At 59.9% G+C, this 13,982-nt stretch carries 11 protein-coding genes; 3 read left to right on the plus strand and 8 right to left on the minus strand.

Annotated features, from left to right (window positions below):
* Window positions 1-29: 29 nt before the first annotated feature.
* The 7 genes from Q0X21_RS01130 to upp form a co-directional block, all read right to left on the minus strand.
* Window positions 30-3,470 (minus strand): pyruvate carboxylase, encoded by a 3,441-nt coding sequence (locus Q0X21_RS01130; RefSeq protein ID WP_297849859.1) that lies wholly within the window; start codon window positions 3,468-3,470, stop codon window positions 30-32.
* Between the two features lie 80 nt (window positions 3,471-3,550).
* Entirely contained in the window at window positions 3,551-4,741 is a 1,191-nt protein-coding gene (locus tag Q0X21_RS01135) for a bifunctional 2-methylcitrate synthase/citrate synthase (protein ID WP_297849860.1), read from the minus strand.
* Between the two features lie 99 nt (window positions 4,742-4,840).
* Window positions 4,841-6,352: a 2-methylcitrate dehydratase PrpD gene (gene prpD, locus Q0X21_RS01140; RefSeq protein WP_297849861.1), complete on the minus strand. Its 1,512-nt coding sequence runs from the start codon at window positions 6,350-6,352 to the stop codon at window positions 4,841-4,843.
* Window positions 6,353-6,544: 192 nt separating this feature from the next.
* Window positions 6,545-7,951 carry an NAD(P)H-quinone dehydrogenase gene (locus Q0X21_RS01145; RefSeq protein ID WP_297849862.1) on the minus strand — a complete coding sequence of 469 codons (1,407 nt, stop codon included), beginning with the start codon at window positions 7,949-7,951 and terminating at the stop codon, window positions 6,545-6,547.
* Between the two features lie 110 nt (window positions 7,952-8,061).
* Window positions 8,062-9,246, minus strand: a complete 1,185-nt coding sequence (locus tag Q0X21_RS01150) for an amidohydrolase (protein ID WP_297849863.1) — start codon at window positions 9,244-9,246, stop codon at window positions 8,062-8,064.
* 99 nt (window positions 9,247-9,345) lie between these two features.
* Entirely contained in the window at window positions 9,346-9,729 is a 384-nt protein-coding gene (locus Q0X21_RS01155; RefSeq protein WP_297849864.1) for a helix-turn-helix domain-containing protein, read from the minus strand.
* An 82-nt stretch (window positions 9,730-9,811) separates the two neighbouring features.
* Window positions 9,812-10,447 (minus strand): uracil phosphoribosyltransferase, encoded by a 636-nt coding sequence (gene upp / locus Q0X21_RS01160; RefSeq protein ID WP_297849865.1) that lies wholly within the window; start codon window positions 10,445-10,447, stop codon window positions 9,812-9,814.
* A 71-nt stretch (window positions 10,448-10,518) separates the two neighbouring features.
* Here upp and Q0X21_RS01165 point away from each other — a divergent pair, with 71 nt between their 5' ends.
* From Q0X21_RS01165 to Q0X21_RS01175, 3 genes are all read left to right on the plus strand, one after another.
* Window positions 10,519-10,803, plus strand: a complete 285-nt coding sequence (locus tag Q0X21_RS01165) for a hypothetical protein (RefSeq protein WP_297849866.1) — start codon at window positions 10,519-10,521, stop codon at window positions 10,801-10,803.
* On the plus strand, window positions 10,800-11,801 hold the full coding sequence (locus tag Q0X21_RS01170; RefSeq protein WP_297849867.1) for a C40 family peptidase: 1,002 nt from the start codon (window positions 10,800-10,802) through the stop codon (window positions 11,799-11,801). Before Q0X21_RS01165 ends, Q0X21_RS01170 begins: the two co-directional genes overlap by 4 nt.
* A gap of 78 nt (window positions 11,802-11,879) precedes the next feature.
* Window positions 11,880-13,118 carry a hypothetical protein gene (locus Q0X21_RS01175; protein ID WP_297849868.1) on the plus strand — a complete coding sequence of 413 codons (1,239 nt, stop codon included), beginning with the start codon at window positions 11,880-11,882 and terminating at the stop codon, window positions 13,116-13,118.
* Between the two features lie 80 nt (window positions 13,119-13,198).
* Here Q0X21_RS01175 and Q0X21_RS01180 read toward each other — a convergent pair whose 3' ends face one another.
* Window positions 13,199-13,870 carry a VIT family protein gene (locus Q0X21_RS01180; RefSeq protein WP_297849898.1) on the minus strand — a complete coding sequence of 224 codons (672 nt, stop codon included), beginning with the start codon at window positions 13,868-13,870 and terminating at the stop codon, window positions 13,199-13,201.
* Between the last annotated feature and the right edge of the window lie 112 nt (window positions 13,871-13,982).

Here is a 13,982-nt window from a genome sequence, read left to right on the forward strand (position 1 = left end):
CTTTTGTGTGCGCTTTGTGTGGGCGGCTCTTAGCGGATCACGGCGACGAGATCGCCGCCTTCCACCTTCGTGGCCTGAGTGAAGGCAATGCGCTCAATCACGCCATCCTTCGGGGCGGAGATGGATGCTTCCATCTTCATTGCCTCAATGGATGCGACCTGGTCGCCGGCAGCGACCTCATCGCCCTCCTTTACGGTCACCGTGACCACACCAGCAAACGGTGCGGCGACGTGGTTCGGATTGCCCGCATCGGCCTTTTCCACTTCAGCGACAGACGACTCCGCATTCTCATCACGGACGGTCACCGGACGGATCTGGCCGTTGACATTGATAATCACGCGGCGCATGCCCTTCTCATCCGGCTCACCCACCGCATCTAAACGCACAACCAGTGGCGTCTGCTGTTCTTCCAGGTCGCCGTACCAAATCATTGTCTCCTCGCCCTCGTTCAGGCCGTAGAAGAAGGTCTTGTCCGACAACTGGTCAGTGATGCCGTAAGTGCGACGGTGCTCGAGGAATTCGGCGTACTGCTTCGGGAAGAGCAGCTTGTCCAAGCTAGCGCGACGTGCACGGTGGTCCTCGGATTCCAGATCCTCAGCCAGGTCCGCCGGGACGCTAGAAAGCTGCGGTGTCTCCTTGCGCCCGCCGAGTGCGCGGTCACGCAATTCCGGCCAGCCGCCCGGAGGGGTGCCTAGCTCGCCACGGAGGAAGCCGATCACGGAGTCCGGGATATCAAATTTCTGCGGGTCACGCGCGAATTCCTCCGGATCAACACCAGCGCCCACGAGGTGCAGGGCCAGATCGCCCACGACCTTCGAGGATGGCGTGACCTTCGTCGGACGACCGAGCATTTCGTTGACTGCGGCGTAGTAGTCCTCGATCAGCTCAAAACGGTCCCCCAGCCCCAAAGCAACAGCCTGGGTACGCAGGTTGGATAGCTGGCCGCCCGGGATCTCGTGGCGGTACACACGACCGGTCGGGCCAGGAATGCCCGACTCGAACGGAGCATAGATCTGGCGGACTGCCTCCCAGAATGGCTCTAGGCTGCTGACTGCTTCCAAAGAGAGGCCCGTATCACGCTCAGTGTTGGCAAATGCTGCCACCAGCGCGGACATGGACGGCTGCGAAGTCGTGCCCGCCAAAGGTGCAGAAGCCACATCCACGACATCGGCACCGACATTAGCTGCGGCAAGATACGTTGCCAGCTGGCCGCCAGCAGTGTCGTGGGTGTGCACGTGCACCGGCAGATCAAAGCGCTCACGCAGAGCAGTGACCAATTTCGCGGCAGCGGCCGGGCGCATGAGTCCCGCCATGTCCTTGATGGCCAGAATATGAGCACCGGTCTCGACGATTTCCTCAGCCAGACGCAGGTAGTAATCAAGGGTGTACAGGTCCTCATTTGGGTCCATCAGGTTGCCCGAATACGCCATTGCTACCTCAGCCACAGTGGACTGGGTCTCCAGCACGGCATCGATGGCGGGGCGCATCTGGGAGACGTCGTTAAGCGCGTCAAAGATGCGGAAGATATCCACCCCGGAGCTGGCTGCTTCCTTCACAAATGCGCGCGTGACGGATTCCGGGTACGGCGTGTAGCCGACCGTATTACGGCCTCGCAGCAGCATCTGAATATTCATATTCGGCATTGCTTCGCGCAGCTCTTCCAGGCGCGTCCACGGCGATTCGTGGAGGAAACGCATGGCCACGTCGTAGGTCGCACCACCCCATGCCTCAACGGAGGTGAGCTCCGGCGTGAGATGCCCGACGTGCTTCGCCGCGGCGACGAGCGTGTTCGTGCGAATGCGGGTGGCCAGCAAAGACTGGTGTGCATCGCGGAACGTCGTGTCGGTGACACCGAGCGCTGTCTGGCCGCGCAGCTTCTCCGCCCACTTCTCTGGGCCGAGTTCGCGCAGCTCATCGCGTGCGCCGCGTGGCGTGGAGGTGTAGTTCAGCTCCGGCAGCTTCTTCGACGGCTGAATATTCGTCGGACGCGGACCATTCGGCTGATTCACCGTCACCCACGCCAAGTATTCGAGGATACGGCCAGCCTCATCCGGCGCGGCCGGAGCCTCAAGCAGCATCGGGTGATCCGCGATGAAGCTGGTAGAAATGCGCTTTTCCGTGAAGTCCGGCTCGCTCAACAGCGCGCGCAAAAAGCCGATATTCGTGGACACACCATTGACGGAGAATTCGTTGAGCGCACGGCGGGCACGCGCCACAGCCGTCTCGAAATCCTTGCCACGGCAGGTCATCTTCACCAACAGCGAATCGAAATTCGGGGTGATCTCCGAGCCCACCGACACATTGCCGTCTAGGCGCACACCAGCACCGCCCGGTGAACGGTAGCCAGTGATCACACCGGAATCCGGGCGGAAGCCATTATTCGGATCCTCAGTGGTGATGCGGCACTGCAAGGCAGCGCCCGTCAGCGTGATCTCATCCTGGTGCAGGCTCAGCTGGTCCAGCGTTGCACCCGCCGCGATGTGCATCTGCGATTTCACAATGTCTACACCCGTGACCTCCTCAGTCACCGTGTGCTCGACCTGCACGCGCGGGTTCATCTCAATGAAGACATGGTTGCCCTTCTCATCCACCAGGAATTCGACGGTGCCGGCGCCTTGGTAGTTGATGTGGCGGCAGAAATTCACCGCGTCCTGGCAGATGCGTTCACGCTGTTCTTCGGTGATGTGCTGCGCGGGCGCGATCTCTACGACCTTCTGGTGGCGGCGCTGCACGGAGCAATCACGCTCAAACAAGTGCATGACATTGCCCGCGGAATCCCCCAAGATCTGCACCTCAATGTGCTGCGGGTTGATCACCGCTTGCTCGAGGTACACATTCGCATCACCGAATGCGGCTTCCGCCTCACGCGATGCTTCCGCAGCGAGCGACTCAAGGTTTTCACGCTTATCGACGAAGCGCATTCCCCTTCCGCCGCCACCGGATACCGCTTTGACGAAGACAGGGAATTCGAAATCATCAGCCCACTCAACGAGTTTGCTCACATCCGTGGTCGCCTCAGAATCCTTGAGCACCGGCAGACCGGCCTCTTCCGCAGCGCGGACTGCAGCGGCCTTATCACCGGTCAGATCAAGGGTTTCTGCGGTCGGGCCGATGAAGGTGATGCCCCGCTCACGGCAGGCGCGCGCTAAGTCAGCGCGCTCAGAGAGAAAACCGTAACCGGGGTAGACCGCATCTGCCCCGGTCTGCTCGGCGGCGCGCATGATTTCGTCGATAGACAGGTACGCGCGGACCGGCTGCCCCTCATCACCGATCTGCACAGCCTCATCTGCGAATGGGCGGTGGAAGGAGTGACGGTCCTCGCGCGGGTAGACCGCAACAGTCTTGGCGCCCGTCTCAAATGCTGCGCGGAATGCGCGCACCGCGATCTCGCCGCGGTTGGCCACGAGAATCTTGTTGAAGGTGGGCAGATGTGCTGCTTCCTGGCTCGTCGAACGATCAAGATCAGTCATTGGGGCCTCCCGGAATCAGATGGGTGCATTTCCACCAATCAATCTTAAAGGCCACCTACGAACACAGACCCGTGCGCCCGTTACCCAGCGGCTAGCTCGGTGCCGTCAGAACCGCGATCCTCCACTCCCGAAACGTGACGTTCATCCGCACCGTTGTATGCGGCGAGAGGGCGAATGATCGTGTTGTTTTCGAATTGCTCAATGATGTGAGCAGTCCACCCAGTGATGCGCGCCATGACGAACAGTGGGGTGAAGAATTCAATATCGAATCCGAGAATGTAATACGCAGGTCCCGCCGGGAAATCCAGATTGGGCATGATCTTGATCGAGGTGTTCTCATACATGGTCCTGGCCATGATGTCGTACATCTCAACCCATTTTTCCGCGTTCTTTTCCGGGTGCTCCGAGGCGAGTTTCTTGAAAGCCTCTTCCATCGTGGGCACGCGCGAATCGCCTTTCTTGTACACGCGGTGACCGAAGCCCATGACCAGCTCTTTATTCTTCAGCTTATTCAAGGTCCACTCTTCGGTCTTCGCCGGATCGTCGATCTCGACGAAATTGTGCATGACGAATTCATTGGCACCACCATGCAGTGGGCCTTTGAGCGCACCGATCGCGCCGGTAACCGCGGACCAGGTATCGGACTGCGTGGATGTGATCACGCGTGCGGTGAAGGTCGAAGCATTGAAAGAGTGCTCCGCATACAGGATCATCGACTTCTCAAACGCCTCAACATCCGACGGAATCGTCGCCGGGGAGCCTTCCTCATCACCGAAGACCATCCAGAGGAAGTTCTCTGCATAACCGCGATTCACATCCGGCTCGATGTATCCCTCCCCGCGCCGGCGGCGGATATCCAACGCGATGATGGTGGGCAGCTTGGTCAGCAGCGTCAGTGCGATATCCCGGATGTGATCAGAATTTGGCGTGAATTTCTCCGGGTCACGCGTACCCAAAAACGATACGGCGGTGCGCAGGACGTCCATCGGGTGGCAATCCTTCGGCATCGCCTCGATGACCCCAATCAGTTCCTCATCCAACCCGCGGCGGCTGCGTGCCACGTCGTAGAACTCCTGCAGTTCCTCCTCGTTGGGCAGTTCCCCATTCCACAGCAGCATGGCTACTTCTTCGAAGCTGACATTATTGGCCAGCTCGTGGACTGGGTAGCCGCGGTACAGCAAAGAGTTCGTTTCGGGATTGACCTTGGAGATCTGCGTGTAGTCAGCGACAACACCATTGAGGCCCTTGCGGATTTCAGGCTGATTCGACATTATTTTCTCTCCTCTACAAAACTATATTTTGGGTGAAAGAGTGGGCCCTTGCTGGCGTCGCTCATGCCTCGCGCTAGCTCAGGCCCTTGGATATGTGGTTTAGAAGATTCCTTCAGGTGTTTGCGGTGCAGCAGCCAATGCTTCGGCAGTAAGTCGAACATTGAGCTCATTCAGATCATTGAGGTTTTCCAGGTTCTCCACGGCTGCAATGAAGCGATCCTGCTCTTCTTCCGACACCAGCCCCTTGGCGAGTGTGCGGAATTTCGCAATGTAATCGGCACGCTCAAACGGACGCGCACCGAGCGGGTGCGCATCAGCCACTGCCAACTCGTCTTCGATCACTTCCCCATCCGCGAAGGTGATCACCGCCTTGGCACCAAAGGCCTTCTCATTCGGATCAGTCGAGTGATAGCGGCGAGTCCACTCTGGGTCCTCGGTGGTGGAAATCTTGTGCCACAGCTCGACGGTCTCCTTGCGACCAGCACGCTCCGGTGAATAGGAATCAATGTGATGCCACATGCCGTCCTCAAGCGCGACAGCGAAGATGTACATGATCGAGTGGTCCAGGGTCTCGCGCGAAGCCGTCGGATCCATCTTCTGTGGGTCGTTCGCGCCAGTACCGATGACATAGTGCGTGTGGTGCGAGGTATGCAGGACAATCGACTCGATCTCCACGGTCGTGCGTCCCGCATCGGCAATGGTCTGCTTCATGCGTCGTGCCAGGTCAATCGGTGCCTGCGACTGATACTCCGCCGAGTGCTCCTTGGTGTAGGTATCCAAGATGGCGCGCTTTTCTTCGCCCGGCGCGGGCAGCGGCACAGTGTAGGTGCGGTCCGGGCTGTGCAGCATCCACGCGATCACGCCGTCCTCGCCCTCCCAGATCGGGGCGGGCGCGCCCTCACCGCGCATACAACGGTCAACCGCCTCGATGGCCATCTTCCCCGCGAATGCCGGGGCGTATGCCTTCCACGAGGAGATCAAACCCTTACGTGATTGACGCGTCGCCGTCGTGGTGTGCAGCGCCTGCCCCACCGACTGGTAGATCGTGTCCACATCCAGGTTCAGCATCGTGCCAATGCCAGCAGCCACGCTCGGCCCCAGGTGCGCCACGTGATCAATCTTGAACTCGTGCAGGGAGATACCCTTGACCAGGTTCACCTGAATCTCATAACCAGTGGCAATGCCCCGGATCAGCGCTTTGCCGTCCAGGCCCTTGTGCTGTGCCACTGCCAGAAGCGGCGGAATATTGTCTCCCGGATGCGAGTACTCCGCCGCCAAGAACGTGTCATGGAAGTCCAGCTCACGCACCGCAGTGCCGTTCGCCAGCGCCGCCCACTCCGCGGAATAGCGGCCATCTACGCCAAAAACAGCGGCGCCTTGCTTATCCACGGCATGTGCCTGCGCCATCACTCGCGCCGATGTCACCGGTCGGCGTACCACTGATGCCACCGCCACCGCAGCATTGTCGATGATGCGGTTGATGATCATCTCTTTCGTGTCTTCCGGGACCTCCACTGGGTCCGCGGCGACTTGCGCCACCTTGTAGGCAAGGTGCTCCTCGTACGGAAAATCCTCCGCCGATCTGCGCGTGCGCACCTCGTGCTCAATCATTGGACAGCCAACCTCCTGGATCATCTCCGCGGTCATACAACGTCACTGCGAAACACCTTTGTGTTTCGCGTCACTAATTAGTATGCCGAAACAATCTGGAGCGCGGGCTGCCTTTTCTTTATATCCTTTATATTTTTTATATTTCGGCGCGGACTTATATAACTTATATTTCGCCGTGACCTGCTGTTTTGATTAGTTCAGGTCAGTCTTGTGCACCAAGCGGCGTGCTGCCTCGGTGATCGAACCGGACAGGGACGGGTAGACCGCCATGGAATTAGCCAGCTGCTCAACCGTGAGGTTATTGGTCACGGCGATGGTGAGCGACAGGATCAGCTCAGATGCCGTCGGGGCGACGATCACGCCACCGAGCACCTGGCCGGAGCCCTTGCGGGCGAAGATCTTCACAAAACCAGTCTTCAGCGAACGCATCTTGGCGCGCGGGTTTGTGGCCAGCTCCAGCTTGATGATGTCTGCGTTGTACTCACCATTGTGGATCTGCTGCTCCGTGATACCCACGGCAGCGATCTCCGGACGGGTGAACACTGCGTTGCCGACGGTGCGGACACGCAGCGGCTCCACGCCCTCACCGAGCGCGTGGTACATAGCGATACGGCCCTGCATTGCAGCGACCGATGCGAGCGGCATGAGGTCCGAGCAGTCACCCGCAGCGTAAATGCCAGAGACATTGGTGCGGGAAACACGGTCAACGTGAATGTGGCCCGACGGAGTGACATCCACACCCTGGGATTCCAGCTGCAGGTCCTTCGTATTCGGGATCGAACCAATGGACATCAGGCAGTGCGATCCAGTGATCTCACGGCCATCGCTGGTGCGCACAATCACACCATCACCGGTGTTCTCCACGCTGTCCACGCGTGCGTCCTTCACCAGGGTCACGTCGCGGTTGGACAGGACCTGCTCCAGCACGTCAGCGGCATCAGCATCATCGTGCGGCAAGATGCGGTCGGAAGAGCCGACCATAGTGACCTTCACGCCCAACTCGGCGTAGGCGGAAACGAACTCTGCACCGGTCACACCGGAACCGACCACGACGAGGTGCTCCGGCTCCTCAATCAGGTCGTACATCTGCTGCCAGTTCAGAATGCGACGGCCATCCGGCTTCGCCTTCGGAAGAACACGCGGGGATGCACCGGTGGAGATCAAGACCATGTCGCAGTCGATGGTCTCCTCCGTGCCGTCGTTAAGCGCCACCTCAACGCGGTGCGTGGTGTGGCCATCCTGCTTTGCAGCGAAACGACCGCGGCCGTTGATGATGCGCACGCCTGCACGCTCGATCTGTGCACGGATATCGCGCGACTGCTCCGAAGCAAGCGCGACAACGCGGTTGTTCAGCGCCGGGACAGACAGGTTCACATCGCCAAGGCCGTGCTTCAGACCCATTGCATCAGCGCGACGCAGGTCAGTCTTAATATTCGTGCCCGCGATGAAGCCCTTCGACGGAACGACATCGCGCAGAATGCCGGAGCCACCGACACCGAGATCCTCAACCAGCGTGATGTCCGCACCATAGGAACTGCCCACGAGAGCTGCCTCGTAGCCGCCCGGGCCGCCGCCGATGATCACGATCTTTTTGGACACGCATGACTCCTTTGCGCTTCGCGTTGCAAAATTCTTCTTCAGAGTTACCGGGTGTCCACTGTAGCCCCCAGGACAAAAAGCCGCCTACTGGCTGGGGTCGAAGCGAAGAATTAAAGCGAAGCAGCGTCTGCAAGACCGCCGTCATAGCGGTCCACCACGGAACCGAAAAGGCGCACGCCGACATCAATGCAGCGCTCATCAACAATGATGTCGCCGCGGTGCAGATCGTATTTCTGGCCGGTGCCCTGCCAGCAGCCCAGACGAGCCATCGAGCCCGGAATGTGCTCAAGGTACCAGGAGAAATCCTCACCACCACTGGACTGTGGTGCCTGGACCACGGCGTGTGGATCCACCGACTGTGCCGCGCCAGCAAGTACGGCGGTGGCCACATCATCGTTCATCACTGGCGGCACGCCACGGATATACGACAGTTCGTATTCGCAGCCGGTGGGGAGCACCACTGCGTCGATAAGCTCGCGCATGAGCGGCTCCAACGTACGCCACGTGCCAATGTCTTGCGTGCGGATCGTGCCCGAAACGCGGCCGGTTTTCGGCACTGCATTCGCGGCAAATCCGGCCTCGATCTGGCCGAAGACCAACACCGTGCCGGTGCGCGGATCGACCCGGCGCGACAGCAGTCCCGGCAGCTGGGTGACCAGGCTGCCCAAGGCGTAGACGACATCGGCGGTCAGATGTGGGCGGGATGTGTGACCGCCGGGCCCGGTGACCTCGATGCGCAACACGTCGGCTGCGGACGTAATGGCACCGGTGCGCACGCCGACCTGGCCAACGCGCAACTTCGGCTCCGCGTGAACGGCATAAATGCTGGACACGCCCTCAAGTCCACCCCATGCGATCACGTCGCGGGCACCGCCGTCCATGACTTCTTCCGCCGGTTGGAAGATGATGCGAATCCCGAATGGCAGGTCAATCGTCGATAATGCGCATGCCAGCGCCAAGCAGATCGTGGTGTGCACATCGTGGCCGCACGAGTGGGAAATGCCCGGGGTGCGTGATGCGAAAGGCAGACCGGAGACTTCTTCAACGCGCAATGCATCAATATCTGCGCGGAAGCCCAGACGCTCATTGGATTCCGGACCGAGATCAACATACAGGCCGGTTTCCGGGAATAGTTTGGGTTCAAGCCCATGGTCTTTGAGCACCTCAGCGATGAACTGAGTGGTCTCAAACTCGTTGTGCGACAACTCCGGGTGCGAGTGCAGGTGACGGCGCCAGCCAATAACCTTTTCGCGGTGCGCCGCCAACCATGCGTCGACCTGAGCCGCTATACCCACGCTGCACACTCCCCTGCTTCTCGGCATTATTTGTTATGCGTCGAAGTGTACAACTAGACCAAGCTGTACAGTAAGTCAGGGCTAATTAACACGCGCGCTTCAGGCTGGTGCGAAAGGCTGCGTGTCTTCCGGGCGAGCCGGCCAGGACACCTGAGTGGCCAATCTTTCCACCTGGTCCTCGACCAATTCCTCGAGCGTTTCCCAACACATCTGCCCGACTTCTTCCCCCACGGCCGGAAGCAGCACCGCTGGCGGCACGCGAAGCGCATATGCCAAACGATAAATCGTGCTCATCGTCGGATCAGATGTGCGCTCTTGGTTGTAATGATTGCGCTCCAAATTAGACACCAAGGAACGCGACAACCCAGCTAATTCCGCCAAACGCACTTGGCTAATCCCCCGCATTACGCGCACTGAGCGAAGCCGCGCCGACAAGCCAAATCCGTAGCTCGCCCAGTGCCCCGACGGCAAAACTTCATCCATTTTCAAGCCCCCCTTGAAGTTTTTAAGCTTCTTCCAATCCGGAGAATAACGGAGGGCCCGGCCGGCTGCCACAAAAAATTCTTTACAAATTGATATTCCGCGGCCCGTAGAGACGATCGCCCGCATCGCCCAAGCCTGGAACGATGTATGCATCCTCATTCAGACCCGGATCCACAGCAGCCGTGATCAAACGCAGCGGCACGCCCATCTCCGCAAGACGATCCACACCAGGCTGCGCGGACACGACACAGATCACGGTGATGTCATCTGCCCCGCGTGCGGTGAGCAGCTCAATCGCGTGCACCAACGAACCACCGGTAGCTAGCATCGGATCCACCAGGTACACCGGCTGGCCAGACAGATCATCCGGCAAGGCTTCCAGATACGGCACCGGCTCGTGCGTTTCCTCATCGCGCGCCAGACCAATAAAGCCGACCTGCGCGTCCGGAATCATCGACAGCGCCGGCTCAACCAAGCCAAGGCCAGCACGAATGATCGGCACAATAATCGGCGGATTCTGCAGGCGCGTGCCCTCTGCAACGCCGACTGGCGTCTTGCATTCGTAGCTTTCAACCGCCGCGTCACGCGACGCTTCGTAGACCAGCATCGCACCCAAATCCGACAGGGCCGCACGGAAACTGGAATTACTCGTGCGCTCATCGCGCAGACGGCTCATACGAGCTTGGGCCAACGGGTGGTCGATGATGGTGATCTCCATAGTTCCCCATGCTATCGGGAAGTTTGCGCATGCATGGAACCGGGAAGGGGGTTAAGGCAGTCCAATAAGGCATGCACATTTTGAACATGGATATTCCTGCCACCAACAACCATCTCGCATCGCTGCGCGCGGACGCTGACTCACTGGAACACATCACCTTGCCGCCGTTGCCCGCCGTCGGCCCGATCGCACCGCTCGTCGATGCGCTCACCCGCGCTGTCGACACCGCGAATGGGCAGTCTGATCTGCTCGAGCGCGAAGCACACCGCATCGCGGACAACATGACGGTATTCAGGGAGAAGGCCCAGCTTATCGACGCCGCGTCGGCCCACCGATTCGAGGCGATCCAATCATGACCACTGCCGTGAAATCACCAATCCTCACCTCCTTGGCCGCCTCAGCTGGTTCCGCACTGGTCGAGCCAGTCCTAAGTGCGATCATGCATGCCGTGCCTGAACCGCTACCCGGTCTCGGTCTCGGGCCGACACCCGAATTCGCATCAGCCGTTCCGTTGGCAGAAGTTGTTGGTGCTGATCCGAGCCGTCTGCTCAACGCAGCGCAAAATCTCGCCGCTGACCGTGATGCAATCTTGGACACCCTCCGCGACTCGGCACCGAAGATTGCCAGCGCTGCGACCGACATCGTCCTGATCGGCCAACGTTTCGTCGGCCAAGCCCAACCGTTGATCCCACAGCTTTTCGCAGGACCCGCTGGTGTGGCCGCCGCAGCGGAACTGGCGGCATTGGCAGCTGCTGCACTGTGGGACGTGAACTCGCGGCTAGATCAGCTCGAACGCGACCTCGACCCGCTTGTCCGTCGTCTCGATTCCCTCGTTGCTGCCGCATTGGGCCGCGAACCGCTCGTACCTTCCACTTCTGCAGAGGTTGCGAGTAGTGACTTGCGCTCCACATCCACCACCGTGACTGCCGAACAGAAAAAGGTCGAGGTGCCTGATGGCCCCACCGGAATGTCTTCGACCGTGCCTGCCTCGCACTCATCCAGTGGTGGCAGTGCTGCAGGGCAAGCTGCCGTCGATGCTGCGAAGTCCATGGTGGGCACCCCATATGTCTGGGGCGGCAGTGCACCCGGTGGCTTCGATTGTTCCGGGTTGACTTCCTGGGCCTATGGCCAAGCCGGTGTGGAAATTCCCCGCACTGCGGAGAACCAAGCCGTCGGCCAACAAGTCCAATACGAGGACCTGCAACCTGGCGATCTCGTCGTCTGGTCCGGCCACGTGGCGATGTACGCCGGCGACGGCATGATGGTCGAAGCTGGCGACCCGGTGCAGATGAACCCTGTGCGCACCAGCAATATCGGAATGCCATTCATGGGGTTCTGGCGGCCAACCGTGTAAACCAACTGCGCAAAGCACTACACGAGCAGGCATTCCCAGTGACGAAGTTTGTATACGGGTTTAGTAAAGTGTGTGCCCATGAATACGCGCGCGATTCTCCCCGTGAAGATCTCGTTGACCCAGGGAGATTTCTACACTCTCTGGGCCCCGACCTGGCGCCAAGGCGGCTCCGAATGGCAGGCCTTCTTCGGCGATGCCGATGACGTGTTGGCTTTCAACAGCCCGGAAGCCCTGCTGGTCTACCTCGAAGACCACGGCAGCGCCGACCTGTCCGAGCACCCGAAGTGGGAAGCCTTCCAGTCCGGTGGCGCTGACCGCGTGGTGCCGACGGAGAAGAACTACTACGACCTCATCGGCGTGCCCGCCTTCTTGGCTGGCCGTCCGAGCCACGAGAATGTCTCGGCAGTCTCCCGCAATTTCCAGCTGGCACGCTCGCTCGCGGAGATCGCCGGTGCGCAGGACGCGAATATCTTCTTCGCCTCCCACTCGATTCTGGGCAATGTCCGCCGCGGCCACGAACACTACTCCGGCGACACCGGGCTTGACGAGTGGTCTGGCGTCGGCCGAACCGTCCTGGCCAACTGGGAGAATGTGATTGCTTCCCTCGATGAGGCAGTCCGCATCATCAACGACGATGAGCTGGACTCTGCCCGTCTCAAGTCTGCTGCAGCTGAGATCGCCACTGCGTCGAGCGCACGCGCTGAGGAGCGCGCCAAGGCTGAGAAGGAAGCCGAAGAGGCTCGCAATGCAGCTGATCCTTATGATTCCTCGCCATGGGCCCAAGCTGGCATCGACCCAGTCAAGATCACTGTCCAAGGCAAGGGCGTGTACACCCTGCGTACCTACCTCGGTGATTCTCCGGTCTTCCTGGGCAAGTTCGGTGAGATCTTCACCTTCCCCACCGCCAAGCACATGCTGCGCTGGCTCGTGGACAACGAGGACCATGAGCTCGCGCGCGTGAGCACCTGGGACGATCTGCAGACACTGGCTAATGCTGGCGAGCTGGAGGTCACCGTCCACCCAGACAACTCCTACTCCCTCAATGGCATCGCCGCCGACATCGAAAAGGGCGTGGACACTGTGGACACCCAACAGATGTCCAAGGCTTACGAGCTGATGGCCGATGCTGCTGACTGGGCGGAGGATGACTCGCTGAACTCTTACCTTCTGGCTAATCCCCGCATGCAGGACTACTTGGCCTACATGATGGGCTCCACCGAAGCCGCCGGTTATGTCCCGTCCGCCCCGTTCAATGACAAGGCCGAGGGCTGGCGCGAACTCGAAGAGCTTCTGGTCAAGCGCTTCTCCAAGTTCTAAACAGCAATAGCGGCCAGCCACCGCAAACTCATGGCCACAGGCACATCGCCTGTGGCCATCTTTGTGTTTCGAGGGGACCTTTATCCCACAGCGGTACCAAAGAGCGAACCAACAGCGAAGGTTCCTGCCAGGGCCAAGCCACCACCGATGACCAGCCGGACCACCGCGCGGCCCGGCTTTGCACCACCGAGCTTGGCAGAGATAGCACCGGTGATGGCCAGAGCGATCAACGTGACCACCACGCAGACCACAACGCGAACTGCTGCTGGTGCGACCATGATTGCCAGAAGCGGCAGGATTGCGCCGACCGCGAATGCCAAGAAAGAGGCAATGCCAGCAGACCAGGGGCTGACGATGTCCTCCTCGTCGATGCCATAGTGGACCTCCAAGTGCGCAGCCAGTGGATCATTCTCGGTCCGCTCACGCGCCACAGCCAAAGCGGTCTCATCAGACAGCCCGGAATTCTTGTAAGCCTGCACGAGGTGTGCGAATTCGGCTTCGGGATCCTTGGCTTGCAATGCGCGTTCAGAGTCGACTGCTGCCTTCTCCGCATCACGTTGGGAGGAAACAGAGACGTACTCGCCCAACGCCATGGAGATAGCACCACCGACAAGTGCTGCGAGACCTGCCGTGAAAATCTCACGGGTGCTCGATGTTGCGCCGGCAACACCGACGACGACTGCAGCAGTGGAAACAATGCCGTCATTAGCGCCAAGCACTGCGGCACGCAGGCGATTGAGCTTCTCCCCCATGCCGTGGGTTTCTACTTCAACCTCAGTCGCGTCCGTTGATTTAGCTATTTCACTGGTTTCATCCGACTGCGAAATGGCAGCAACAGCGTTTTCTTTTTCGTTCACAGTGTCC

Source organism: uncultured Corynebacterium sp. (assembly GCF_947253065.1).
Taxonomy (GTDB): domain Bacteria; phylum Actinomycetota; class Actinomycetes; order Mycobacteriales; family Mycobacteriaceae; genus Corynebacterium.

Coding starts and splice junctions, on each gene's coding strand:
- Q0X21_RS01130 (WP_297849859.1), bottom strand. CDS start 3,470: ATGACTGATCTTGATCGTTCGACGAGCCAGGAAGCAGCACATCTGCCC.
- Q0X21_RS01135 (WP_297849860.1), bottom strand. CDS start 4,741: ATGTCGAATCAGCCTGAAATCCGCAAGGGCCTCAATGGTGTTGTCGCT.
- prpD (WP_297849861.1), bottom strand. CDS start 6,352: ATGATTGAGCACGAGGTGCGCACGCGCAGATCGGCGGAGGATTTTCCG.
- Q0X21_RS01155 (WP_297849864.1), bottom strand. CDS start 9,729: ATGGATGAAGTTTTGCCGTCGGGGCACTGGGCGAGCTACGGATTTGGC.
- upp (WP_297849865.1), bottom strand. CDS start 10,447: ATGGAGATCACCATCATCGACCACCCGTTGGCCCAAGCTCGTATGAGC.
- Q0X21_RS01165 (WP_297849866.1), top strand. CDS start 10,519: ATGCACATTTTGAACATGGATATTCCTGCCACCAACAACCATCTCGCA.
- Q0X21_RS01170 (WP_297849867.1), top strand. CDS start 10,800: ATGACCACTGCCGTGAAATCACCAATCCTCACCTCCTTGGCCGCCTCA.
- Q0X21_RS01175 (WP_297849868.1), top strand. CDS start 11,880: ATGAATACGCGCGCGATTCTCCCCGTGAAGATCTCGTTGACCCAGGGA.
- Q0X21_RS01180 (WP_297849898.1), bottom strand. CDS start 13,870: ATGGGGGAGAAGCTCAATCGCCTGCGTGCCGCAGTGCTTGGCGCTAAT.